29 protein-coding genes and 2 pseudogenes are annotated in these 23,412 nt (G+C 67.7%); 18 read left to right on the top strand and 13 right to left on the bottom strand.

Features of this window, described 5'->3' with window-relative positions; translation table 11 throughout:
* The first annotated feature begins 546 nt into the window (after positions 1-546).
* Entirely contained in the window at positions 547-1,242 is a 696-nt protein-coding gene (locus ACIBHX_RS49075) for a DUF6348 family protein (protein ID WP_397075497.1), read from the top strand.
* Positions 1,243-1,665: 423 nt separating this feature from the next.
* Positions 1,666-1,854 (top strand): hypothetical protein, encoded by a 189-nt coding sequence (locus ACIBHX_RS49070; protein WP_397075496.1) that lies wholly within the window; start codon positions 1,666-1,668, stop codon positions 1,852-1,854.
* Here the strand turns inward: ACIBHX_RS49070 and ACIBHX_RS49065 are convergent.
* Positions 1,838-2,395, bottom strand: coding sequence for an SRPBCC domain-containing protein (locus tag ACIBHX_RS49065; protein ID WP_397075495.1), 558 nt, complete (start codon positions 2,393-2,395; stop codon positions 1,838-1,840). The two genes, ACIBHX_RS49070 and ACIBHX_RS49065, sit on opposite strands and share 17 nt — an antisense overlap.
* On the opposite strand from ACIBHX_RS49065, the gene ACIBHX_RS49060 reads away from it, so the two are divergent.
* Together ACIBHX_RS49060 and ACIBHX_RS49055 are read left to right on the top strand one after the other, a co-directional pair.
* The gene (locus ACIBHX_RS49060) at positions 2,325-2,495 is read left to right on the top strand and encodes a CGNR zinc finger domain-containing protein (RefSeq protein WP_397075493.1); all 171 of its coding nucleotides are present in this window, start codon (positions 2,325-2,327) and stop codon (positions 2,493-2,495) included. The two genes, ACIBHX_RS49065 and ACIBHX_RS49060, sit on opposite strands and share 71 nt — an antisense overlap.
* 209 nt (positions 2,496-2,704) lie before the next feature.
* Complete coding sequence (locus ACIBHX_RS49055; RefSeq protein WP_397075492.1) at positions 2,705-3,280, top strand: dihydrofolate reductase family protein; 576 nt, start codon at positions 2,705-2,707, stop codon at positions 3,278-3,280.
* 456 nt (positions 3,281-3,736) lie between these two features.
* Here ACIBHX_RS49055 and ACIBHX_RS49050 read toward each other — a convergent pair whose 3' ends face one another.
* A complete protein-coding gene (locus tag ACIBHX_RS49050) occupies positions 3,737-4,252 on the bottom strand; it encodes an RICIN domain-containing protein (RefSeq protein ID WP_397075491.1) in 516 nt (171 codons plus the stop codon).
* Positions 4,253-4,358: 106 nt separating this feature from the next.
* Between ACIBHX_RS49050 and ACIBHX_RS49045 the strand changes: the two are divergent.
* The 3 genes and pseudogenes from ACIBHX_RS49045 to ACIBHX_RS49035 form a co-directional block, all read left to right on the top strand.
* Positions 4,359-4,607: pseudogene (locus ACIBHX_RS49045) on the top strand (recombinase family protein); the annotation flags it as partial.
* Positions 4,608-4,753: 146 nt separating this feature from the next.
* The gene (locus tag ACIBHX_RS49040) at positions 4,754-4,936 is read left to right on the top strand and encodes a hypothetical protein (protein ID WP_397075489.1); all 183 of its coding nucleotides are present in this window, start codon (positions 4,754-4,756) and stop codon (positions 4,934-4,936) included.
* Positions 4,937-5,084: 148 nt separating this feature from the next.
* Positions 5,085-5,249 (top strand): hypothetical protein, encoded by a 165-nt coding sequence (locus ACIBHX_RS49035; RefSeq protein WP_397075487.1) that lies wholly within the window; start codon positions 5,085-5,087, stop codon positions 5,247-5,249.
* 82 nt (positions 5,250-5,331) lie between these two features.
* On the opposite strand, the gene ACIBHX_RS49030 is transcribed toward ACIBHX_RS49035, so the two are convergent.
* Together ACIBHX_RS49030 and ACIBHX_RS49025 are read right to left on the bottom strand one after the other, a co-directional pair.
* Positions 5,332-5,952 carry a LysE family translocator gene (locus ACIBHX_RS49030; protein ID WP_397075485.1) on the bottom strand — a complete coding sequence of 207 codons (621 nt, stop codon included), beginning with the start codon at positions 5,950-5,952 and terminating at the stop codon, positions 5,332-5,334.
* A 9-nt stretch (positions 5,953-5,961) separates the two neighbouring features.
* On the bottom strand, positions 5,962-6,315 hold the full coding sequence (locus ACIBHX_RS49025; protein ID WP_397075484.1) for a nuclear transport factor 2 family protein: 354 nt from the start codon (positions 6,313-6,315) through the stop codon (positions 5,962-5,964).
* Between the two features lie 411 nt (positions 6,316-6,726).
* Between ACIBHX_RS49025 and ACIBHX_RS49020 the strand changes: the two genes are divergently transcribed.
* Complete coding sequence (locus ACIBHX_RS49020) at positions 6,727-7,116, top strand: nuclear transport factor 2 family protein (RefSeq protein WP_397075483.1); 390 nt, start codon at positions 6,727-6,729, stop codon at positions 7,114-7,116.
* Positions 7,117-7,264: 148 nt separating this feature from the next.
* Here ACIBHX_RS49020 and ACIBHX_RS49015 read toward each other — a convergent pair whose 3' ends face one another.
* Positions 7,265-7,420 (bottom strand): hypothetical protein, encoded by a 156-nt coding sequence (locus ACIBHX_RS49015; RefSeq protein WP_397075481.1) that lies wholly within the window; start codon positions 7,418-7,420, stop codon positions 7,265-7,267.
* 384 nt (positions 7,421-7,804) lie between these two features.
* On the opposite strand from ACIBHX_RS49015, the gene ACIBHX_RS49010 reads away from it, so the two are divergent.
* Positions 7,805-8,413: a zinc-binding dehydrogenase gene (locus tag ACIBHX_RS49010; protein WP_397075479.1), complete on the top strand. Its 609-nt coding sequence runs from the start codon at positions 7,805-7,807 to the stop codon at positions 8,411-8,413.
* A gap of 291 nt (positions 8,414-8,704) precedes the next feature.
* Here ACIBHX_RS49010 and ACIBHX_RS49005 read toward each other — a convergent pair whose 3' ends face one another.
* On the bottom strand, positions 8,705-9,295 hold the full coding sequence (locus ACIBHX_RS49005) for a hypothetical protein (protein WP_397075477.1): 591 nt from the start codon (positions 9,293-9,295) through the stop codon (positions 8,705-8,707).
* 95 nt (positions 9,296-9,390) lie between these two features.
* Here ACIBHX_RS49005 and ACIBHX_RS49000 point away from each other — a divergent pair, with 95 nt between their 5' ends.
* From ACIBHX_RS49000 to ACIBHX_RS48980, 5 genes are all read left to right on the top strand, one after another.
* On the top strand, positions 9,391-10,356 hold the full coding sequence (locus ACIBHX_RS49000; protein ID WP_397075475.1) for an NPCBM/NEW2 domain-containing protein: 966 nt from the start codon (positions 9,391-9,393) through the stop codon (positions 10,354-10,356).
* A 389-nt stretch (positions 10,357-10,745) separates the two neighbouring features.
* On the top strand, positions 10,746-10,943 hold the full coding sequence (locus tag ACIBHX_RS48995; protein WP_397075473.1) for a hypothetical protein: 198 nt from the start codon (positions 10,746-10,748) through the stop codon (positions 10,941-10,943).
* A gap of 10 nt (positions 10,944-10,953) precedes the next feature.
* Entirely contained in the window at positions 10,954-11,961 is a 1,008-nt protein-coding gene (locus ACIBHX_RS48990) for a helix-turn-helix domain-containing protein (RefSeq protein WP_397075472.1), read from the top strand.
* A 35-nt stretch (positions 11,962-11,996) separates the two neighbouring features.
* Positions 11,997-15,539, top strand: a complete 3,543-nt coding sequence (locus ACIBHX_RS48985) for a phospholipase A2 (RefSeq protein WP_397075471.1) — start codon at positions 11,997-11,999, stop codon at positions 15,537-15,539.
* Positions 15,540-15,647: 108 nt separating this feature from the next.
* Entirely contained in the window at positions 15,648-15,848 is a 201-nt protein-coding gene (locus tag ACIBHX_RS48980) for a hypothetical protein (protein ID WP_397075470.1), read from the top strand.
* Between the two features lie 233 nt (positions 15,849-16,081).
* On the opposite strand, the gene ACIBHX_RS48975 is transcribed toward ACIBHX_RS48980, so the two are convergent.
* Positions 16,082-16,330 (bottom strand): SCO4226 family nickel-binding protein, encoded by a 249-nt coding sequence (locus tag ACIBHX_RS48975; RefSeq protein ID WP_397075469.1) that lies wholly within the window; start codon positions 16,328-16,330, stop codon positions 16,082-16,084.
* A 91-nt stretch (positions 16,331-16,421) separates the two neighbouring features.
* On the opposite strand from ACIBHX_RS48975, the gene ACIBHX_RS48970 reads away from it, so the two are divergent.
* Positions 16,422-17,048 (top strand): TetR/AcrR family transcriptional regulator, encoded by a 627-nt coding sequence (locus ACIBHX_RS48970; RefSeq protein WP_397075467.1) that lies wholly within the window; start codon positions 16,422-16,424, stop codon positions 17,046-17,048.
* Positions 17,049-17,067: 19 nt separating this feature from the next.
* Here the strand turns inward: ACIBHX_RS48970 and ACIBHX_RS48965 are convergent, their stop codons facing one another.
* Positions 17,068-17,403, bottom strand: a complete 336-nt coding sequence (locus tag ACIBHX_RS48965; RefSeq protein WP_397075466.1) for a hypothetical protein — start codon at positions 17,401-17,403, stop codon at positions 17,068-17,070.
* A gap of 75 nt (positions 17,404-17,478) precedes the next feature.
* On the opposite strand from ACIBHX_RS48965, the gene ACIBHX_RS48960 reads away from it, so the two are divergent.
* Positions 17,479-18,450 (top strand): Acg family FMN-binding oxidoreductase, encoded by a 972-nt coding sequence (locus tag ACIBHX_RS48960; RefSeq protein WP_397075464.1) that lies wholly within the window; start codon positions 17,479-17,481, stop codon positions 18,448-18,450.
* A 403-nt stretch (positions 18,451-18,853) separates the two neighbouring features.
* Here the strand turns inward: ACIBHX_RS48960 and ACIBHX_RS48955 are convergent, their stop codons facing one another.
* The 5 genes from ACIBHX_RS48955 to ACIBHX_RS48935 form a co-directional block, all read right to left on the bottom strand.
* A complete protein-coding gene (locus tag ACIBHX_RS48955) occupies positions 18,854-19,030 on the bottom strand; it encodes a hypothetical protein (protein WP_397075462.1) in 177 nt (58 codons plus the stop codon).
* A 2-nt stretch (positions 19,031-19,032) separates the two neighbouring features.
* Complete coding sequence (locus ACIBHX_RS48950; RefSeq protein ID WP_397075460.1) at positions 19,033-19,398, bottom strand: VOC family protein; 366 nt, start codon at positions 19,396-19,398, stop codon at positions 19,033-19,035.
* Positions 19,399-19,580: 182 nt separating this feature from the next.
* Positions 19,581-20,051, bottom strand: coding sequence for a hypothetical protein (locus tag ACIBHX_RS48945; protein WP_397075459.1), 471 nt, complete (start codon positions 20,049-20,051; stop codon positions 19,581-19,583).
* Positions 20,052-20,493: 442 nt separating this feature from the next.
* A complete protein-coding gene (locus tag ACIBHX_RS48940; protein ID WP_397075457.1) occupies positions 20,494-20,994 on the bottom strand; it encodes a hypothetical protein in 501 nt (166 codons plus the stop codon).
* A 104-nt stretch (positions 20,995-21,098) separates the two neighbouring features.
* The gene (locus tag ACIBHX_RS48935; RefSeq protein ID WP_397075456.1) at positions 21,099-21,377 is read right to left on the bottom strand and encodes a hypothetical protein; all 279 of its coding nucleotides are present in this window, start codon (positions 21,375-21,377) and stop codon (positions 21,099-21,101) included.
* 676 nt (positions 21,378-22,053) lie between these two features.
* Between ACIBHX_RS48935 and ACIBHX_RS48930 the strand changes: the two genes are divergently transcribed.
* Together ACIBHX_RS48930 and ACIBHX_RS48925 are read left to right on the top strand one after the other, a co-directional pair.
* Entirely contained in the window at positions 22,054-22,401 is a 348-nt protein-coding gene (locus ACIBHX_RS48930) for a hypothetical protein (protein WP_397075454.1), read from the top strand.
* A gap of 583 nt (positions 22,402-22,984) precedes the next feature.
* Positions 22,985-23,200 (top strand): annotated as a pseudogene (locus ACIBHX_RS48925) (transposase); the annotation flags it as partial.
* Positions 23,201-23,412 lie beyond the last annotated feature (212 nt).

The raw sequence follows: 23,412 nt of genomic DNA, 5'->3' as shown, positions 1-23,412 counted from the left end.
GTGGAACAGCCACCCTCTGGACCGCAAACGCACCAGCCACCTGGCCCGACTCGAACCAGCCCTGGCCGCATGAGAATGAGTTAACCAGCAGGGTCGTACAGGGGCGCGGATCTGCGGGCTGATCTGCATGCCGAAGGCCTCGAGCTTCTTCACCACGGCGTCGACTCACAGCAAGTTCCAATAGATGATCGCGTTCAAACCGAAGCCGAGCGCGTCCAGCAGCCAGAGGCCCGATCGTGGTGCTGCCCGAGACGCTGGCACGATGACGCCGATGGCCACCGCCCGCTGTCGCGCGTCTGAACATGGACGTGGCCAGCGACAGTGTGGACGGCATCAGCGTCACCCCTGCCACCCCATCACCGCCCTCGTGGCCGACGCCGGTGTGCCGGTCGTTGCGGGCGGGGGTGCGCCTCGTCCTCGAGCGGCGGTGCGCAGGTGACAGCGGCTATACACACCGGACTTCATCCACCACTCCGCCCAGCGCTGGGGCATCACCTTGCTATACGTTCTACGGGGTTCGCATTCGGGGCTAAGGATGGATCAGCAATGGCCAGGGCCGCCAGACTCTCCGACGATCAGATCCTCACTCTGATCGCCGAGCATCTCACGAACCTGCAGGGCTATCCCTGGCAGGTCCGCGACGGTCTCGTGAAGGGCCCGGCCAACACCGGGATCCTCCTCGCCAACGAGCACTCCGGCTCCGAGGAGCACTTCGACTTCCACTTCGTCGCCAACCTTGACCATCCGAAGGAAACGACCATCCCCGACTGCGTATCCGGCTATGGCGGGTCAGCGGAGAGCCAGGCCGAATCAGCGATCCACATCTGGGCGTCCACCACCGGCTGGGCTCTGCTGGAGCTCATGACGCAGGACGAATCCTTCACCACGCACTTGCAGCCGGACGATCCCGACGGCTTCCCCGGCTGGCACCTGATCCATGGCGGGATCCTCGGCTGGGGCACCGGCGACCACTCCAGCGCGGCTCAGAACTGGCTGATGAACACCAAACTCGCCCGCGCCTTGGGCGACATCATGCCCGGGCCTTTCGACCGGGACGAACTCGTCGGCATCAAGGTCATCTTCGGCGGCAATACAGCCAGTCCCATCGCCGAAGTCCGGGTCAACGGCATCGTCGACGGGCCTGCCAGCCAGGCCGTACTGAACATGCCCTGGCCCCGGCACCCCACCGACCTTTCCTACGCCCGCACCTTTTTGTTGCTGATCCATCGCGGAGACCACTAAGGACTCTCTTGCGGTACGGCACGCGCATAGCCGCCGTTTGCCACCTTCCTCACCGGATCGGTGTCGGGCCGGGGCGATGGTATCGGCCGGGTCCTCGCCTGGTCCCTGCCGGCGTCCATGCCCTGGCTCGGACACCGGGTCATCACGATCAGACACGCGCCATGCCCTTCGGCTTTTCGCTCGTCAGCCGCTGTCCAGGCCTGGCAGGTGTCCGGTTGTCGTCCGCATGAGCTGTCCACGGGTGGTGGACACCGCACCGGCCCTCCGAGTGATCTCACGCCGCAACGGCACACCATCTCGTCCCGACAGGAGTCATCCCGTGAGATTCTTCAGCGCATCGCCGCCCTTGCCATCGCAGCAGCGGCCCTTGCCGTCCCCGCCCAGGTCGCACTCGCCGACACCGCACAGGATGCGCCCGAGCCTGTGAAGCTCACCGACCCCGCAAAGATCACCATCTCCGCCGATGGGCGGGAGCTGAAGTTCTACGGCACCAGCCTGGTCGGCGCCGGCCTGGGAGGCTCCTACATGTACACCAATGCCGGCACCTGTCGGGCCACCTTCACCTTCCCCAACCCCGCCAAGGCGGTGGTCAACCTCACCCCCGCGTCCTAGCCCGGAACTCCCGAAGGCCCCGGAGTGCAAAACCCGATGCCCTGAGGTGCTGTGACACGGGCGGCATGCCCGGGTCCGGGCCGGGCTCGTGGCGGCCGGCGGCGCGCGCGAGTCGGTCAAGGTGGTGGCTCCACCCGCTGACGTGCCCGGGCCGCTCGTCGGCGGGCAGGTCGCGATGCTGAAGCTCGACGCGGGTGCCGGCACCTTCCGGGGTCAGGCGGACCTCGACGGTGCTGGCGCCCGGCGGCAGGCGGCCGGATCCGACGTATCCCCAGCTGACGACGAGCCTGTGCGGCGGATCGAGGTCCAGGACCTGGCCACGGACGGGCCCGCCCTTGATGTCGAGCTCGAATCGCCCGCCGGGGGAGGGGTCGAGCAGGGCGTACTCTCCCATCCAGGTGATGATCGCCTCGGGACGGACGAAGTAGTCGAAGACCCGCTCCGGGGGAGCCTCGATGTAGATCGAGGCGATGATCGGCTCAGCTGTCAGCAACCTCGGCGGCCGACTCGGGTTGTGCCGAGTGGGGTCCTGCGACCGCATGTACATGGACGCCTCCCGCACCGCCGTACGGCGTTTCTGCTCGTTCGCCTGCAGAAGCCGCATCAAGGTCGCCGCCTTCAGAAGGCGTCGCCACGAGTGAACCCGACGACCTGAAGGTCACGCTCCTTCCTTCGGCTGTGTCAAATGGAAGTGATGGCGGGTGCAGACCACACCTACACACTCAGATCGGATGAGCCCGGAGAGTTTTGAAAGAAATCCGGGAGGCGTGTCGGATCGGGGCGGTGGTGTTCGTAGCAGGGGTGAGGCCGCCACAAGGCGCGCGCGACCAACTTCCCGCAAGGAGACACCATGACTGCCACGTACACCTTCGACATCTTCTCCACGCTCGACGGCTTCGCCAACCACGACGGCGACTGGGGCGGCTACTGGGGCAAGCAGGGCCCCGAATTCCTCGCCTATCGCGCCGCTGCCTACCGCGACCCGCTGCGCATGGTGCTCGGGGCCAAGACCTACTCCTCGAACGCGCCGTTCCTTGATGCAGGCTTCGACCGCAGCCTGTTCGACGGGTGGATCACGCGCATGTTCGACTCGCCGGTCACGGTGCTCTCCAGCCGGCTGACCGAGCCGCTCGAGTGGCCGGGCACGACGATCGAGGCCGGCGATCCTGTCGAGGTGGTCACGCGCCTCAAGGCCGAATCCGATGTGCCGCTGCGCTCCCACGGCAGCCTGACGCTCAACCGGGCGCTGCTGAACGCCGGCCTGATCGACACCATCGAGGTGACGGTCTTCCCAGTGATCTCCGGGACGACCGGCGTGGACCGGATCTTCGACGGTGCGGACGACTTCGACCTCGAGCTGCTCGAGGCCCGGACCTTCGACGGCCACACGCAGGTGCTGACCTACCGGCCGACCCGACACAGTTGATCGGCGATGGGGCGGCGCTGAGCCATGCCGGGAAATGCGAGATGACCTTTCTCGCCCGAGCAATCGCCTCACGGTCCTCCTCTCACTGCTCTGTGCACCGCGTTGAGTGCGGTCGGCATGGTCGGCTTGCCCGCAGCGCAGGCGACCCAGGCCTCTTCGGGCTGCATCGGCACCCTTGTGGAGGCCGACAAGATCAACACGGCGACAGGTCAGACCCTGGGCTACCTGAACCTCTACTGGGACGGATCGACCGGGGAGAACTGTGCGACGGTCACCTCGAGCTCAGCTGATGGGGGGACGCCGAAGCCTATGGCGGTTTCGCCGGACGCTGTCCGGCCTCCCGGTGACGTTCGTCGCCATGCCGCTGCCGAGCAGCGGCCGGTGGCCATCGGCAGGCCTGGCGTGGATCCACCGATGGCAACTCGCGACGCCGCGGCCCAGCCGCCCCGTCCCGGATCAGTCGCGGATCTCCCAGTAGCGCGAGGGGTGCCCGTCACAGGTGTACTGGACCGCGACGACGTTGTTGGCCGTGCTGACGCCGCCCGCGATCGTCAGGCACTTGCCGGTCCAGACGTTGACGAGCTGCTTGCCGCCGCCACCATCGGCCGCGCCGAAGGTCCAACCTCGTGAGGCGTGAAGGTCGCAGTCGTACTGGACCGCCTCGAGGTTGTTAGCGGTGCTGGTGCCGCCGGCGATCGTCAGACACTTACCTGTCTGGCGGTTCCTGACCTGGAGGTAGGTGGTGCTGTTGCCGAAGACGTCCCAGCGCCGCGACGGGTGACTGTCACAGGTGTATTGCACGGCCTGGACGTTGTTGGCGGTACTGACGCCGCCCGCGATCGTCAGGCACAGGCCCGTCTGGCGGTTCACCAGCTGGACGTTAGGCGCGGAGTAGGTGGCGGAGGCCGGCGCAGTCATGATCGCGGTCAGGAGTACCGCCGGCGCGGCGATCTTGAGGATCTTTCTCATCATGCGGCCAAGTGTCGGGGCAAGCCCGCGCCCGCGCCTGAGTAGCGCCCTACTCAGGCGCTGCCGGCCGCGGTGAGAGCGGCGGCCTAGGGCGTGTACGGCGGTTGAGATCAGAGGGATTCGCCTGCGGCGCCTAGGCCGGCCGTGGCGGCCAGGCACCCCGCTCCCGGCTCCGGTCGATCCCGAGGCGTCGACCGCCGACGTCCGCATCGGGTATGCCCGCTGCTCCTCGCTTACCCAGGAACTGCAATCCCAGCTCGACGCCCTGGCCGCGCACGGCATCGACCGCGCAAGGATCTTCAGTGAGAAGATCTCTACCCGCGTCAAGGTCCGCCCGAAGTTCGAAGAGGCTTTGACGGCCGCCCGGCAGATCAAGGCGCACGAGCCGCACTGCCGCGTCATCCTCAAGATCTCCGTCTGGCACGCCCACGAAGGCGGCAGGCTCGCAGAGGCGCGCACTGGGAGATCGAGCGCCATCTCAGGGAGTCGGGGCTCGCCTGGCTGGTGCTGCAACCCAGCGAGTTCATTCAGAACCTCGTCACCGGGGCAGGCTCCCTCACCGCCGACGGCAGGCTGCTGGGCGCCTACGGCGACGGCGCCGTGTCCTACGTCGACCACCTGTCCCCGCCGAACTCTCCGCGGCTCTGCGGGCACAGGGGGTCTCGGCCGGGTTCGCCGACGATGTAAGAGTCCTCTCTCGGGAGGTGGCATCCGGTTCCCTCGCCGCCACCACGACCACGGTCCAGGACCTCACGGGCCGTCCGCCCCGCACGTTCGAAGACGTCCTGACCGCAAACGTGGATGCCCTGCGTGCCGCCCTGCCGTCGTCAAGCGGGTGATGGACCTTACCCTGCGCCCTTGCCCGCACAGCGCCTCATCCCGGTCTGCATGGCCGCGGTCGTCGCCCTCGACCCACGTGGTCAACCCGCGCTTCACTGTCGGCTGGCTCGACTACGCCCAGCACGCCGGGTTCGCCACCCGGTCCTACGCCTGGCCGTGACAGCCGTGGTGGCCCCACTTACTTGGCGGGGGGAGCGCGGTGCAGGCGAACGCACCGCCGTACAACCGCGGCCGGCTCTCTCTTAGCGTTGTTCGGTGGCCAGGCGGAGGCCGAGGCCGATCAGCACCGCGCCGGTCACCGCGTCGATGGCGCGGCGTACCGGTCCGCGGCGCAGCGCCTCGCCGACCGCGTCGACGGCCACCGCGTAGCAGGCGAGCCAGCCGAACGTCATCGCGCTGAACACCAGCCCGAGCCCGGCCAACTCGGCGAACGTGCTGCCGAACTGCGGCAGGAGGCTGGTGAAGAAGACGGCCATCTTCGGGTTGCCGAGGTCGCTGAGCAGGCCGCGCCGGTAGTAGGCCAGCTTGCCGCGCCGCTCAGCAGGATTACTCAGCTGCTGGGTCGGCACCGCATGGTGCCTGCACGCCGACCAGATAGCGTGAACCCCGAGGTACATCAAGTAGGCGGCGCCGACGTACTTCACCGCCAGGAACGCCGGCTCACTGGCCACCAGCAGAGCCGCGACGCCGGCGCTGGCGGCCAGCGTCCACAGCGCCTGCCCGCAGGACACCCCGAGGGCGGTGAACACCCCGCCGCGGCGACCGCCGCCCAGGGCCGCGCTTACCGTCACGGCGGTGTCCGGCCCGGGCGTCACGATGACCAGGACCGAGACGCCCAGGAAAGCGAGGAAGGAGGAGATCATCGCATCGTCCTAGGCTGCGTAGGTGCCCATGCCGGAGACGACCAGGCCGTCGCGGAAGGTCAGTATCTCGGCGGCCCGGCGGCCGGTCTGGTGACCGTAGGTGATGACGACCGTGTCGATGCCCGCGTAGACGTCGGTGACCTCGAAGCGCAGGGCGGGATTCCGGCGCAGACCCTCGGCCCAGTAGGCGCGCAGGGCGTCGATGCCGCGGATCACACCTCCGGAGCCGTCGACGAGCTGCGCGGCCAGCGGCGAGCGGAACTCCACGTCAGGGGCGTAGCGCCGCAGAACGCGGTCGAGATCGTGGGAATTCCAGGCCGCCGCCCATTCCCGGGCGAACCGCTGGGCCTCATCGAGATCCATGGCACCGTTCTAGCAGCACGGTTACGCCAGAAACCAGACCTTTCCAATTGCCGCCGGCGGAGAGCGGCGCGCCGTAGTCGGCCAGGAACCCCGTCGGCCACGTCCAGCCAGCCGCTCCAGTACGCTCCCACTTCTCAGGTAGCTCAGCGGACCCACGGACGTGCCGACCCCTACCGCGGACTCGGCCGGCCCGGTGCCGCCCACCGACCCGAGATCGCGACACGGGCCCAGCATGGGCCAGGAGGTGCTGATCGCCCGGGGCTGGCCGGCGTCCACCGTGCCAGGCGGTGCCCCGCGCGAGGCGGCGGTGCTACGCATCGTGGTGTCCGTCCCGATCCATGCACCTTGTGCACCGACCACGAGCACTACGATGTCACTTCGCGCGGGGATCGATCGCTAGAGAGGGTTCTCATGGCCGACCGCACCACTCTCATTGATGAACTGCACAAGGCCGAACAGCGCCTGCAGGCGGCACAGCTCGCCGGAGACGTCGAAGAGCTGGACCGGCTGCTCGAGGAGCAGCTCGTCTTCACCGGACCGCCGGACGGCCAGTGCCACCCGGATGCCAAGCAGCTCGATCTCCACAACCACCGCTCACGAACACTGGTCATGACGAAACTCCTCCAGGAAGACCTCACTGTGCTCGTTGTGGGGAGCACCGGCGTCACCTGCTTCCTCGGCACGCTGGAGGGCAGCTTCGCCGGAACGCCGTTCGCCGGACGGATGAGCTACACGCGGACGTGGGTTCACACGAACGAGCACGGGTGGCGCATCCTGGCCGCTCACGCCAGCCCGGCGTGAGCGGTGTGCAGCACAGGTTGACTGGCCCGCCGAGTACGAGGCGTACTTCAACAAGCATCGCCCGAGGAAGTTGTGGGCTCCGGCCAGCTCGCCGCCGTCAGCCTTCCTCGGTCAGGTGGACCGTGGTGACAGCATGTCGGCCGCCAGGTCACAGCAAGATGGCCACCAGATCAGGCTGGAGCGGCGTGGTGTCGGCATGGGCAGGGGCGGCCAGGATGAGCGCGGTGGCGGCGGTGAGCATGGCTGCGGAAAGACGCTGAAACGACGCAAGGCGATCTCCTTGGATGTGGTGAATGTTGGGCACGGTCTGAAGGTGGTCTGGCGGGAGCAGAAGGCGTCGTGCTGGCCGTTCTGAACCCCCCGGACGTGGCCGGGCGCGGCCGCCAGAACCCGCCCGTGCGCCACATCGCCGTTGACGACGATCTGCCGATGGCACCACCAGGCCATGGCCTGTCCCGTGAGCATGAGGAACGCGCTGGCCGGCAGAGGCACCGCGTCCACCGTGGGCCAGGAGTGAGTCAGGCTGCCGACCGCACCCAGCGCGATCACCGTGCCCCCTCACTGCTGAGCACTCGCTCAAACCTAGTTGAGCGCTCGCTCAGAAGTGAGTGACCAGCGCGTGAAGAATCCCAGCTCAGCGTAGGGGGACGAATTTCGGCACTCACAGCTCCTCGACGAGGCGACCGCGATGATCGACTCCACCGTGCCAGCCGAGCCATGGGAGACCACCGTGGCGTCGCTCCTGCGCATCGCCGTCCGCCCCGACATCGCGCCCACCGCGGAAGACGAGCTAGAGCGCGTGCTCGCACAGGCGTTCAACCTGGTGACCTCAGAGGAGCCGACAACCGCCGCGTTCCGGGCCCGCCTCGGCCTGACCGCCCTCGACGTGGCCACCGCCCACACCTCGCCGAACAGCACCCGCTTGGCTGCCGCAGTCATCGACGGCCTCCACCGACGCCTACGCCGCCCGCGACGTCCTGGGCCACCCGGCAATGCCCTCCTACATGACCGGCCGGCAGTACCGGGACCTGACCGCCGTGATCGCGGCCGCAGTGCTCGGCACCGCGAGCATCCGACCGCGCCCATCCGGGCCCTCGATCTGGAAGGCACCAGCGGCCAAGACCGCGAACACGAGCAGATCCTGGAGATCGCGATGCCGTTGGCGGCGGACCTGGCCGATCAGGGCCGCCTCACCGTCCCCCTGCAGGCCGTGTTCCCGCTGAAGGAGACCGCCACGGCCCATGACGTCAGCGCCGCCGGCCACGCTCGTGGCAAGATCATCGTCGCCGTGCCCTGAGTGATCGTCTTGAACTGCCCCGTCCCCCTACGCTGTTGGGGTCGGTCACGTGGAGAAGCCTAGAGACTCTTGTGCCTGCATCTCTTCCCGTTTCTTGACCTTAGAGAGCCGGCCCCACCTTCCTGCTGCCACGGCCGTCCGCGCGAGCGGGGGCGGCCCCCGCGGACTGGCCGGCCTTCGATGAAGCCAAGTGCAGAAATTAGCGGTGGCGACCTGCGGCTTCTTCGCCTGCGCCGCGGCCGTGCCGTACGCGAAGGCCCCCGGGAACGGGGCCTTCCGGAGCGAGGTGGATCACTTGTGCCAGGTGATCGTGAACCCGCTGTTTGCCTGGCTGGGCGCGGTGGGCTCCGACACCGAGAGGTTCTTGACGGTCACCGTGTTGGGCGTGAGCGTGACCAGAGGCCCGACCACTTTGGCGAGCGTCTTGCCTGTCTGCTGGTCGACCAGCAAGACGGACTTCGTCTGCGCGATCACCGGGCCCCCGGCAACGTTCCTGAAGACCTGCACGTTGAAGTTGCTCTGGATCACGCTGTTCGGGCGGTGGATCAGGAAGTAGTTCCTGCGGAAGGGAGAGCCCGCCGGAATCGGGTCCTTCTCCAGAACGAAGTCCTTCGCGCAGCTGAAGGTGTTCTTGAACTGGGTGCATAAGCGCAGCGTGACCTGAAGGTCCTCGCCGGCCGCATGCGCGGGATTGGCCGGACCGGCCAGGATGGCGCCGGCGGCGATGGCGGCTGTAGCGGTCGTGGTCATCAGACGCTTCGAAAGCATCAGTCGAGATCTGAGGGACATGGTTTGTTCTCCATTCAATGCGTGTCCGGTTCGATGTCCTCGACGGTAGGCCTCTCCAAAACTTTCTTCGGTGTAGAAGTACGCGCTGCCCACGTGACGTCCATCACGCCGGCGACACCGGTGTGCGGCTCGGCCGGTACTGAGCCACGGCGACTTGGCGGGCGCGATGGGCATGGGCCCGCTCCACAGTGCGGAGCAGCGCAGAGCCGCGCGACCTCTGGGGCGGGACCAACCACTTCGGCGCGATCTACCGCGACGACGTGCTGGCCCCGGCCACGATGGTGAGCACGCGGGTGACCGCGCAGGACAACACCGGCCCGTGGGCCCAAGCCGGGCTGATCGCCCGTACCGACCTGGGTACGGCGAGCGGCGCGGGCTACGTCAACATCGCGCTCACTCCCGGACAGGGCTGCGTGTTCTCCTGGGACAACGACAACAACGGCAGCTTCGACCGCTACACCGCCCTGAGCGCGATCAAGGCTCCTGCTTTCGTACGGCTGGCGCGAACCGGCGACACCGTGACTGGATCCTGCAGCAGCGACGGCAAGACCTGGACCGAGGCCGGATCGGCGCCCGCTCCGGCGAATGTCGCGCTGGACGCGGGTCTGTTCATGACCGCGACCAACGGCGGCTCGCAAGCTCGGGGCATCGCCGAGTTCGACGGATTCCAGGTCGGCGTCGTCGAGGGGCCGCAGACGCCCGCCCCCGGCGAGCACTACCTCAGCGACCTGCCCTGGGTGTCCTCGACCGGTGGCGTTGGCCCCTGGGAGCGGGACATGAACAACGGCGAGTCGGCGGCCGGTGACGGTGGCACCATCTCCCTGGGCGGCGTCGCCTACGCCAAGGGGTTGGGCTCCAACGCCGACGCGCGGCTGGAACTGCACCTGGGCGGCGCCTGCACCCGGTTCGTCTCCGTCGTCGGCATTGACGACTCGATGAACAAGCCCGGGGCGGAGGGCGACGTCGTGGTGCGCGTCGAGGGTGACGGGAAGCCGCTACTGACCAGCGATGTCCTCAAGGGCGGCGGCCGGCCACTGGCCGTTGACCTGGACGTCACCGGCGTGCGCCGACTGGTCCTGGTGGTCTCCAAGTACGACGTGAACAACTGGTGGGACCGCACGAGCTGGGGCGGCGCCCGGGTCGTCTGCGGCTGAACCCCCTGGCTGCCCGTACGGCCGAGCCGTACGGGCAGCAGCACCTTTTGTCAGGGGTAAAGGTCTCGCAGCTGCTGGTGTGCCGCTCGAACACGATCGTGCTGATGACACCACCTGTACCGCGTCAGAATTCATCGCGTGGTGCTTGATCTGCGGTTTCGACCTCCAGCCGAGAAAGGTGGCCCCGCTCGACATGGGCGGGTGGCGCATGAACGAAGTCGAGCGCGCCACAACCTGCAACGAGCCCATCAAGCTCTCGCCCAAGCCGCCCCGCTGCGTCCCGTCCCGGATCCGATCACTGATCCCGAGCGAATCGCGAGCTTGACCATCCGCCGGCGAGACCGGCTCGGCGGAGTCTTCCACGAGTACTCACATGCCGCTTGAACTGCATGGATGGAATTTTCGGCAGGCGTAGGTTCGACGTCGATCACCTCGTCCCGCTGGCCGAGGCCTGGGACTCGGCCGCCTACGACTGGACCACGGCCCAGCGCCAGGCCTACGCCAACGATCTGAACGAGCCATGGCACCTGGTCGCCGTCACCGACGCCACATCGAGTAGCGTCTCGAAGCCCGAGATCATGTCGTGAGAGGTGCAGATTGAGCTTCGTCACGCTGCACAGCACGGACCTGCCGCCCGACCAGCGATTCGACTGGTGGTGCGACCTGATCAGCCGCGACGTGGCGCCCGTCCGTGTCACCAGCGACCACGTCGCCGACTTCCGAGCCTCTGCAGGAGCGATCGACATGGACGCCGTACAGATAACGACCATGTCGTTCCCCGCGCTCAGCTCGATGCGCACACCCGCGCTGATCCGCCGCTCCGACCCCGAGAGATACGAGCTCGCCCTGATCGTCGGCGGCGCGATGTGGATCTCCCAGGGCGGCAACGACACCCGGATGAGAGCCGGCGACCTGGTGATGTGGGAGACCTCCCACCCCTACGAGGGCGGCGCGCTCGACGGCCGGACCCCGGCGCAGGCGATCATCGTGCATCTGCCCAGAGCCGACCTGCCCCTGCCCGCCAGCAAGGTCGACGCGCTCGTGGCAGACAGGATGCCCGCAGGCAGCGGCATCGGCGCGATCCTGACCGCCTACCTCAGGACCCTGGTGTGCGAGGCGCCGTCCATGGCCATCGCTGACGCGAAGCGGCTCGGCGCTTCCACGCTGGACCTGGCCATGGCATTCCTGGCTCATCGGCTCAACGCCCGCGACCACCTGCCGCCCGAGACCCGGTGCCTGGCCCTGATGGCGCACATCCGGGCGTTCGTCGAGCACAACCTCGCCGACCCCGACCTGACCCCCCACGCCGTCGCCCAGCGGCACCACATCTCCGTGCGCTACCTGCAACTGCTGTTCCAGCGTCAGGGCACGACGCTGACGGCGTGGATCCGGCGCCGCCGCCTGGAGCGCTGCCGTACCGATCTGGCCGACCCGAGCCTCGCCGGGCAGCCCATCTCCGCCATCGCGGCCCGCTGGGGATTCCCCCGCGCCGCCGACTTCAGCCGATCCTTTCGCGCGGCGTACGGCCTGCCGCCCAAGGACTACCGGCACAGCGCCCTGGCCCGCGCTGCGCCTGATGCGAACAAAGACTGCGCCCAGCGCTAACGACTGCGGGGCGACACCGTAGCAGGGTGTCGATCATGGGCATCGTTACTCGCCTGATGGCGACCGTCCTCCTGATGGCGGGATTACTGATCACGCCCGCGGCCGCCAGTGCGCAGCAAGCCGCGCCCGCGACCGCCGCCGACGTCACCGCGATGTGGGCGAACTACGGAGACAACGGCAGCGGCCACTGGACCGGCGGCGACGCGAGCGTCAGCGTGCCGCTGCCCGACGGGCGTATCGCCTGGCTGTACGCCGACACCTTCCTCGGTACGGTCAACGACGACTACTCCCGCTCGCCCGACACCCCGTTCATCAACAACTCCCTGGTCGTCCAGGACGGCACGACTCTGGGCCCCACCCTGCACGGCGGGACGGCGGCCAACCCGACCGCGCTCGTCACCCCTTCCTCGGCCGGCGACTTCTACTGGGTGGCCGACGGCACGGTCGAGGACAACAAGCTCAAGGTCCTGTACGGCAAATACACCACCACCGGCCAGGGACCGCCGCTGGGCTTCGCCCTGGCGGGCACCGCCCTGGCCACCTTCAGTCTCCCCGACCTGAAACTGACCTCGGTACGCGACCTGCCGACGTCCGGGAAGATCGGGTGGGGCTCGGCGCTGATGGAAGACGGCGCGCAGACCTACATCTACGGCAGCGAGTACGCCGACGGCGTCAAGTTCGTGCACGTGGCACGCGCCGCGCAGGGGGCGCTCGACGGCCCGTGGGAGTATTGGACGGGCAGCGACTGGTCCAGCCAGGAGTCGGCGTCCAAGCCGCTGATGAGCGGCGGCGGCGAGGCCATGTCGGTCGGCAAGGTCGGCAACCAGTACGTGGCGGTGACCCAGGAGAACAACGAGGTCTTCAGCAGCTGGATCGTGGCCTACGTCGCGGCCTCCCCGACCGGGCCCTTCACCGGCCCGATCTACCTGCACGAGGCGATCGAGCCGGAGCTCAGCGGCTGGAAGCAGTTCGTCTACGCCGCCCGCGTCCACCCGGAGCTGTCGGCGCCCGGCAAGCTGCTGCTGTCCTACGACGTCAACGTCTGGGACAAGAACGACGACTTCCAGGACGCGCGCGTGTACCGGCCGCGATTCGTCGAGGTCGCCTGGCCGCCGCCCGCCCCTGACCCGGCCAAGGTCCCTGCCGCCCCCAGCGGCCTGCGAGCGGTGGCAGCGAGCGACGGTTCGGCCGGCCTCACCTGGACCGCGCCGCCGGGCGCGAACCTGAACTATTGGGTCTACCGCAAGGACATCACCGCCGGGCAGACGCACTTCGCCAGGACGCTCAACCCGGCGACCGAGCCCCGCTACACCGACGTCATGCTCAAGGCCGGGCACACCTACGCCTACCGCGTGACGGCCATCGCGGTGGGCGGGCAGGAAAGCGCGTTCACCCCGGCGGTGACGATCGAGGGCAGGCTCAGCGTTCCCCCTGCGCCCACCGGCCTGAAGGCCGTCCCGGGGACCGTCGGTGACGTCGCCCTGACCTGGACGGCCTCGGAACCGGGCGTGAGCCACCACGTCTACCGGCGTGACATCACCGCGGGCGAAACCCTCTTCGTCCAGGACACCTCCATCGACGACCCCTACGCCGCGGCGGGGACGGTCAAGGGCCTGCAGAGCGCGCACGAATACGAGTTCAAGGTCACCGCCGTGAACCAGGAGGGGGAGAGCGAACCCTCGAACCTGGTCAAGGCCACCGCCCGGTTCGCGCCACCGGCAGCGCCGACGAACCTGACCGCCACCGCCCTGCCCGACGGATCCGTCCGCCTGGCCTGGGCCGCCCCTGCGGGGGGTGCGCCGACCTATTGGGTGCATCGCCGCGACGTCACGGCGGGGGAGACCGCCTTCAGCCGGCTGGATCTGCCCGTCTCGCAGACCAGCACCACCGTGCCCCTGCTCACCAGCGGCAGCACCTACGAGTTCAAGGTCACCGCGGAGAACAATGGCGGGGTGGGCCCGCCGAGCAACCTCGCCACCGCGACCGCGCGGCTGACGCCCCCTGCCGCGCCGACCGGCCTCAGCGCCACGCCGCAGGCCGACGGCTCGGTGAAGCTGAACTGGACGGCGCCCGCTCGGGCCCGCGCCTTCTGGGTCTACCGGCGCGACGTCACGTTCGGGCAGCAGGCCTTCTCCCGCGTGCCACGTCCCACCGAGGACACGAGCATGGTCATCGACGATCTGGTGAACGGCAACCTGTACGAGTTCAAGGTCGCCGCGGTGGGAGACGGTGGTGAGGGTACGGCCAGCACGGTCGTCACCGCCACCGCCAAGACCACCTCCGTCGCTCCGCTGAAAAAGCTGACCACCGGCGCCGCGGCCAAGCTCTCCTCCGATGCGCCGGTGCCACCGCAGAACCTGTGGGTGTCGCGAAACGGGGACGGATACGTCGAGCTGACCTGGGACGCGGGCCAGAACGGCGACGTCTTCTACTGGGTCCAGTTCCGATCGGCCGGCCAGGAGACCTGGTACCAGATGACCTACCCGACGACGCGCACCACCGCCCGGGTGGAAGGCTTCCTGTGGAACGGATTCACCTACGAGTTCCGCGTCGTCGCGGAGAACACGGCCGGGACCAGCGGCCCCTCCAACACCGTCAGCGTCACGGTAGGACCGCAGCGGCCGCAGCAGCCGAAGAACGTCAAGGCCCTGGCCGGAGATCATGAGGTCGTCCTCTACTGGGACGAGGACACCTCGAGTGACGTCTACTACTGGGTGGAGTTCAGATCCGCCGGCGCGAGCGCGTGGTTGCGCTTCGCGTGGCCGGTGACGAGGAACGAGGCGCGCGTCTCCTATCCGCTGTGGGCGGGCTACTACTACGACTTCCGAGTCGTCGCGGTCAACCCCGCGGGGGAGAGCCCGCCGAGCGCCCCGGTCACGGCGGCGCCGGGCTTCGGCACGCCGCAGTCGCCGCAGATCGTCGACGCCGTGTCCTCCATCGGGGAGATCCAGGTCTCGTGGACGCCCACCTCTCCCTACGACTACTACTGGGTCTACTACCGGCCCGCGAACATCGGGTTGTGGACGAAGGTGCGCTACCCGGTCGCCAGGACCGAGCTCAACCTCACCTACCTGCCCGTCGGCGAGTACAAGATCAGGATCACCTCCGTCAACCCGGCGGGGGAGAGCAAGCCGAGCGAGGTCAAGGCCGCCAACGTGCTGCCCACCAAGAGAGTGGCCTTGGATATGCTCACCACCTCCAACCAGGACAGCCAGGACGAGTGGATGCGCGGCCACAACCAGAAAGATCATGGCATCTGGGCGTACTACGACTTCAACTGGGACACTGACTACTGCACCCGGCCTGGCGTGGACCAGCCGATCTTCCCAATCTTCCCGCCGCCGCTCTACGAACAGGTCGACTGGCGCCCCGCCTGCGGTCGGCACGATTTCGGTTACCGCAACTATCAGAAGAACGACTGGTTCGACTACGCCACCAAGCACCGCGTGGATCTGACGTTCCTGCGCGACATGAAGCACGCGTGTGACAAGGACGTGACAATCCTGTCGCGCTCCAACTGTTACGCGCTCGCCGCGGTCTACTTGTTCGCTGTCCGCGTGGCCCACCCACCCCTCTAGCGGTGATCGTGTGGAACAGGACGAACGGTCACATCACAGCTCGTCGTTCGGCGCGGCGGCGGCCGCGTACGCCGAGCACCGTCCGGACTACGCCCACCCCGCAGTGCGGTGGGCGCTCGAGCCCGCGCCCGGCCCGCGCGTGCTCGAGCCCGCGCCGGGACCGGCAAGCTGACCGCGGCGCTGCGCGCGCTGGGCGCCGAGGTCATCGCGGTCGAGCCGGACCCGGCGATGCTGGCCGAGCTGCGCAGCGCGCTGCCGGATGGCCGGGCCCCGAGACCGCGCCGCCGCCCGCCGCAGCAGGCGGGCTGATCCGGATCGGGTACGTCCGCTGCTCGACCGCGCAGCAGGACCTCGGCTCCCAGATCGACGCCCTGACCGCCGCGGGCTCGGACACGAGGACACCGTGCCCGGCGTCGAAGTGGTGTTGGCCAGGTCGCCGCCGACCAATAGGCCGGCGGCGGTCACCATTGCGCCAACGACCGAGAGACGCCTCTGAAGGAAGTGGTTCCTCGATGCGCCACCAAATGATCTCGGGCGCGGGATCAGACCTCTGCCTCGAGCTCGTAGACCTCGGCGGTGGGGTGCCCGGCACGCTCGTGGACGCGCATCACCGCCTCCTTGTCGGGCCCGTTGGCCAGGCAGAAGACCTTGCCCGAACGCGGGTCGAGCCAGGAGCGTTCGAAGTGAACGCCCTCCTCCGCTTCGATCGCGAGGTCGGCCTCGTGGGCCGCTGCCAGTTGCTCCTGGGTGGCGTCGGTGAAGCCTTCGTGTACGTCCATGAACTTCGCCATGGTGATCTCCTGACATGGACTGATCATGCATAGATAGCACGACCGTTCGTACTTCATGGAGAGTAAGCACGACCGTGCTAACTTGTCAAACATGACGAGCACCAGGAGGCGGCGCCGCCCGCGTTCGGACGGCATACGCAGCAGAAACGCGATCCTCAAGGCATCGGCGGAGCTCGCCACGACCGAGGGTCTGCGCGGGCTCTCCATCGGTGACCTGGCCCAGCACATCGGGATGAGCAAGAGCGGGCTCTACGCGCACTTCGGCAGCAAGGAAGAGCTCCAGCTCGCCACCATCGAAACCGCGGCGGAAATCTTCGACGCCGACGTCGTCCGCCCGGCGCTCGCCGTGGGCGACCCGATCGAGCAGCTCACCCAACTGCTCGACGGGTTTCTCACGCACGTCGGCAGCGGCACCTTTCCCGGCGGGTGCTTCTTCGCGGCCGCGGCCGCCGAGCTGGACACCCACCCGGGGCAGGTACGCGAGCGCATCGCCGAGTTCCAGGCCGAGTGGATGCGACGCCTGGTCGACCTCGTCGAGAAGGCGCAGTCGGTCGGCGACGTCGCGGGAGAGGAAGATCCGGAGCAGCTCGCGTTCGAGCTCAACTCGCTGCTGGCCCTGGCGAACTCGACCTACGTCATGTTCGCCGACCCCAAGGTGTTCGATCGCGCCCGTGTGGGCATCGAGCAGCGACTGCGGCTCGCGAGCCCGGGATCCTGAGCTCATCTGAAGATCGTGACTATGAGCAAAAACTGATCTCGGTGCCTGCTTGGCGGCTCCTATGCGTCCGATCGACGCCCCGAATATGCTCTGGCAATTGGTTTGCCAGAGCATCGTCCTGTTGTGCCAGGCAGATCGTGCGGTCGAGCATTGTCAGGGCCCGATCCATATAGTCGGTGATCGGATACAGGGCCAGGAGGCGTTGTTGGTGCCGCCGGGCTTCATCGCCTCTGCCCAGATGCGTGAGGGCGTTGCCGGCATGGAAGCGGAGCTGGGCTTCGTTGTAGCCGAAGGCTGAGGTGTTCACCTCGGCTGGGGGAAGAATCGCAAGCAGCTGTTCGGCCTGCCGGGTCATCCGGTGACGAATGGTCGGACTTTTCGGGACCAAAGACCTTCGCCCAACCCGGGGGCGTGGCGCGAGGCTCGAAGGGTGACCAAGCCCTTCGCCACCCGGTCCGGCGTGCGCCGGGTCATCGAGGCCGCGATCGCCGCGCCTTCGGTGCACAACACCCAGCCGTGGCTGTTCTACCACCTCAAGGACAGCGTGTCCGTGTATGCCGATCTTCGCCGGCACCTGAAGGTCGCGGACCCCCTCGGGCGTAGCCTCGGCATGAGCTGTGGAGCGGCGCTGTTCAACATGAGGCTGGCCATCAGGATGACCGGATACGAGGCCCGTGTCGTGACGTTGCCCGCTCCGCGCTCCGCGCCGGATCTCCTCGCCGTCGTCCGTACCGCCCAGGAGGAGTCGCCGTCGCCCGAGGAGCGGCGGCTGCATGCCGCCATCCCGCACCGGCGCACCAACCGTTTCCCCTTCGACGGGCACCCGCTGCCTGCGGAGGTCGTCGGCGACCTCGCCGCCGCGGCCGGCCGGGAGGGGGCGACTCTCACCATGCTGCGCGGCCAGGCGGCCCGCCGGGTGCTCGCCCTGGTCGCCCATGCCGACCGGACCCTGTCCGGTGACGAGGCCTACCGTGCCGAGCTGGCCCATTGGACGGCAGACGGCCTGCGCGACGACGGGGTGCCGAGCGATGCCTTCGGCCCGCGTCCCCGGGACGGCGGGTTGCCGATGCGCGACTTCAGCCTCGGGACGGGCACGCAGGTGGCCGACTTCGAAGGCGATCCGCAGATCGCGGCCCTGCTGACCGGCGGCGATGGGCCGCGCGACTGGCTGGTGGCCGGGCAGGCCCTGCAACGGGTGCTGCTCACCGCCACCGCCCACGATGTGTCGGTGTCGATGTTCAGCCAGCCGCTGGATCTCGAGGACGACCGGTTCGGCGGTCGGCGGGACGGGGCACACGGCCATGTGCAGATGTTGCTGCGGCTGGGCTACGGCCCGTCGGTCCCCGCCGTGTCACGGCGCCCCCTGGACGAAGTCCTCAACGCGCGGCAGTGGCGCTGCTGACGCGGCACGGCCACCCCACAGAGGCCGTACGGCCCTGCCGACCCTGCCGCCACGCCGTGGCTGCGCACATCCTTGGCCAGAGAGCCCCCGGAGCGACCTGGACCCGGGACGTCGTGATGCCTCCGGACATGGCCACCACCACGGCTGCCCCGGTCAGCACGCTGCCGATGGCCACGCCCAGCGGAGCGGGGAACATCCGCCGCCCCGGATGGCGAGCTCGCAGGAGTGCTGTCGCGGTCAGCGCGACGAACGCCGCCACGGATGCGAGAAGGAGGACCCAACCGGCCACGTGGAGGGGCTCTGCCACGGGCAGGACCAGGAGCACCACGCCGAGGTTGGCGCTGATCAGTCGGTACAGCCAGCCCCCGGGACAGCAGGTCGGCGTTCTCCTTGAGTGTGGCGATCAGGACGAGGTCGACCACCAGCGCGACGCCGAACCACGCGAGGACGGCGGCCGGCAGAATCCGGCGTCGATGGTGCCCGTCACCGGCTGGGGGCTGCGCTCCAGCAGAAACTCGAGAACCTGCCGGCGGACCGGGCTGGCCGGCGCGGCGAAGGCCTCGGCCTCGTCCCGATGCACGGTCAGGCCTCGGAAGCGGGCTTCTGCGAAAGGATCAGGGCGTTGCCGTCCGGGTCGGCGAGTGTGGCTTGGCGGCCCCACGGCAGATCCTGCGGCCCGTCGACCTCCACGCCGGCGCGGGTCAGCTCGGCACAGTCGCCATCGAGGTCAGCCGTCTCGAGCATGATGCCTCTGACGCTGCCCGGTGTCTGGCCGATCTGGTCGGCGGTGGCCAAGGTGAAGGCGGCCTGCGCGCCCTTGGGGGCTACCTGGAGCCAGCGCATGAGGCCCATCTGCCGGTCGGCGAGCACCTCGAAGCCGAGGGTGCCGGCGTAGAAGTCCTTGGCGCGGTCCTGGTCGGTGACGGCCGACCATCTAGGATCCATCATTCACCGGCACGAGCAGTCGCGTCCGCAAGGCGCCAACGCATCAGAAGAATTCTCATGACCCCAGCCCTTATCCCTCTGCTTGACTACAGGCAATGTCATGGAACTTACTTTCAGATCAGGTCGGGGCCACGAATCGTGGCCCCGACCTGCGGCGGGACGAGATAACCGTATTAGGTTGCGTTTCAGCAGTGGGAGCCGACTTCGGCTCCGTTGTAATAGGCGACTTCGCCACCGAAGTTAACTCCGCCGACGAAGAGGATGCAGTGCCCCGCCGCGGGAACGGAGATCGGGCCCGCCTGGTAGCGGTAGTTCGGCTGGTTGTCGATCCGCTGGACAATGACGGGTGCACATTTCGTGGGGATGTCGGTGGCGCATTCGTAGAGGTCGGCGTACATGCGTTTGGGGATGCCCCAGTCGATGGAGCTGGAGGTGACCGTCAAACAGTTCTCTCCGGTGGATCCGTCCCAGTACAGGTTCAGGTAGCCCAGGACCTTGCCGCTGGGCGCTTTCAAATCATGTTCCTCTACGAGAGTGCCGACACAGTTGCTGCCCGAGGACGTGGCGTAGGCCGCCGGAGCGACGGTGCCGAGCAGGCCGATCATGCCGAACGCTGTGCAGCACGCGATTGTGGCGGCTTTGGTACGAGTAAGCACGAGGTTTCCTTTCATTCCGATGAATGCAGCTCTTCGAGAGTGACGTGGTGGGAACGGGTCGATGAACTTTTGGCGGCCTTCAAAAGATGGTCGGAAGGCGGCGTGCCCCGGGCTCGGACAGCAGGTCCAGGGCACGGCGGCGGCAGTCGCCGCCCGCGTACATCTGCCCTGCCGGGCCACCGATCTTGATCCACGTCTGCCCAGTTGGGATGTGGCGGGGGTTGGGGCGAGTCGTCGGTGGAGCTTGTCGGCACCTGCCGACGGCAGCCAGGTCGCCGGGTCGAGACCGCGGTGGTACCAGTTGCAGCTCGTCGATGTGCTGGGGGTGTTGGTCACGCATCCCCACAGGCCAACCGCCATGGGCTTCGGCGTCCCCGATCAGCGGAGCTCGAGGCGACCGGCGGATAGGACGCCGCGCGGGCTCGGTCGGCGTCGGGTTTCGTCAGAAGCAGTCGCCGGGCGATTCGGCGGGCCCGTACGTGTGACCGCTTTCGGTGAACCAGATCTTGTTGTAGTAGCAGTGGCCCGGGTCGACGTGTTGGCCATACTCCTGGAGGACGTCATAGTCGGGGCCGTAATGCCCTTGGTGGCTGCCCCAGTCGAGGACCGCTCCGTTCCAGTGGGGTTCGCCGGGCCAGGGGTTGCCGTCTCTGCCGCGGTATTTCCAGCCGGTCTGGCTGTAGATGTGGATGTCGGTCTGCGGGGACAAAACCTCGACGTCGCTCCATACCCAGTGGCCGTTGGACTGGATGGAATCGAGGCATGGGTTGAGCCGGACTCCGTACGGGTATGCGCCAGGGCTGGTGTAACCGCGGCATGCCTGAACTTGGCCGTAGTACGTCGAGGCCTGCGCCACGCCGGCAGTGGCCAGTAGGGCCCCGACGGCCAGGGCAGCCGCGAGGGTCATTCGCGTCAGGGCTCGCGCACGCTCGCGGCTTTTCATGGATCTCCGTTCCGTTTGAGAAGTGTGGAGGCTCAGCGGGATGCCGCGTGGATCCGTCTTGCATCTGGGGACGGGACCAGAGTGCCCGGGCAGGCTGGATGGAGTCACCTTTCCCGTACGAATCCATACACTCCCGGCTTCTGGAATCTGCCTGCCAGAAACCGCCACGCCACATCACGGTGCCGGCGCAGGACGGTGTCCGGTCGGATGAGGAGCCGCAGTCGGCGCAGGACCTCGTGGGGCAGCGAGGTCAGGAGGGCGGCGAGAAAGGCCCGGTCCTCGGGCGCGAATCTCACTCTGGTGTCGGCGCCGAGTTGGCGTTCAAGGCCGGTGATCTGGTGACGCAGAGCAAGTATCTCCACGTCCTTGTCCCGATCACCCATGGGCGGTAACCGCAGTGCGGCGAACGTGTTCGTGACAGTGAGGTAGGCCAGGCGAAGGAGCACGGCCGATTATCGCGCCGCACTGGTTCGTCTCCTGGGTGGCTGGAGTTCGCGCCCGCCACGCGAAGCCCTCGCATGGTCATGACCTGTGCGGATGTGATTATCGGCAGGTGCAAGGCCACGCATGAGCAGGCGGTTCCGCCCCCACGCAGCGGACTCACGGATCAGTTTGTACACGGGCACTAAGTGATCCTCACCGCGCCCTGCACCATGCATGCCAACGGCGTCGCCACGCTGCTCGACTACTTGTTTGCAGAACCGTGAGCCACTCGTGCATGCCCAGCGCTGTATGGAGTGTCCGGAACTGTACGGGATGCTGGCTACGCGTCTCGGCAGCCGCGCAAAATCAGTTTGTCAAGACCACGCGAGTTGCTGCGGACGGCGATAAAGGCGCCCCATTGCTTGCCGCACACTGATACAGCACTCCGCCATGACCGTCCACCGGAGGCGAAGGATGGCATGTACCAGGTACTTGACCGGGATCCTCGGGGCGACTTGCGCTCTGTTGCTCGGAATGACCAGCACCGCCAGCGCGACTGCGTTGACATGACAAGGCCACACGCGCGACAGCTCGTGGAACTGCGGACCCGGCGGAAGCACGAAGAACGTTGGCGGTTTGTACGTGCTGCCCTGCGTAAAGATCGTAGGCGAAGACTGGCAGGCGATACTGATCGCCACGACCACCGGACAGAGACGATACATAGGGGATTTCCAGCAGGAATGGCTCTTCTCTGGCGGCAGCAGCCAGAGCGTGGAAGCCGGCCTCTGCGGACCCCTCGACAATGAGCAAACCTCGACCCATCACATCCCGCCGAATACCAGCGTTGCATGCTTCTCGCCGACTGTTCACAGCCCGAACACGCTGTTGGAAGGAGAGTTCCAGATTTTTATGGAGAGCGACGCCTGGGGCTCCGGCGAGCAGGACGCTGACTTGTACTCGCCATCGGCTTGGACGGCGCGCTGACGACTGGTCCCGTGGAACGTGGGCTGGGATAGGACGGCCTAACCATCCTTAGCACCCGGAACGCTTCATGGCCGAATCGGGCAGCCAACTCTGCGTTTTCACTCGCCCAGGTGGGTCCGGCCGCGGTGCCAGGGGCAAGCCGCGGTCGAACCCACCCTACGATCTGGCTACCGCGCGTGCACCCATACCCAGGACGCGCCACCGTCACGGCCCCACAGCTGACGACAACCACGGTGAGGCCGTTGTCCCGACCCGACCAGGGCGGCCCGCGGCACGATCGGATACACGCAGAACTCCGGCGGTACATGGTCGCAATGGGCCGAAGTCAATAGCAACTGGCGCTTTGCCGGACCCTGACCCCAACCACCAACAACTAAAGAATCACCGCCCCGCCCACTCGACCCTAGATCGGCCAACTAGCCGCCTTCGGGCCTGTAGATCAGAAGAGGTGTCTCGATGAAGAACCTGACCGTTATCACCCGCGGAGTGCTCGCGGCCACGGTCACCGCCATCTCTGCGTTGACGGTCGTTGCTGCTCCGGCTCAGGCAGCAGACTGCTTGTCCGGGCGCGAGGTCATGCCCAAGCAAGGAGATCCGCCGCCGCACCGACATGGTCGGCATCTTCCCCGACCGGCCCGCGGTAATCCGGCTGGTCAGGGCGGTGCTGGCCGAGCAGACCGACGAGTGGGTCAAGGCCCGCCGCTATATGGGGCTGGACGTGCTGGCCAATGCCGGTATGCGGGTGTTGTCGGGCAACACACCCGCCCAGACCCTGCTCCCGCAGACGTTTACCGCTTAACAGCTCAGGCCACGTAACCCCAATATTCGAGCGGTACAGGCTGCGCCGTCATCTTCGGCTGCCCCGGTCCCGCTCGACAAGAAGGGCAAAGCACCCGTCGAGGTGTGCCTGCTCACCCTCGTACTCCCAGCCCGCCGGATCGGCCGCCACGCGGTCGTCCTCTGCCCACACTGCGTCAGGCTCGCCAATGTCCGTAACGAGGATGGAGACGA

The organism is Nonomuraea sp. NPDC050536, assembly GCF_044457685.1.
Taxonomy (GTDB): Bacteria; Actinomycetota; Actinomycetes; order Streptosporangiales; family Streptosporangiaceae; genus Nonomuraea.
Note: the sequence above shows the minus strand (reverse complement) of the source record. Positions and strands in the feature narration are given on the sequence as shown.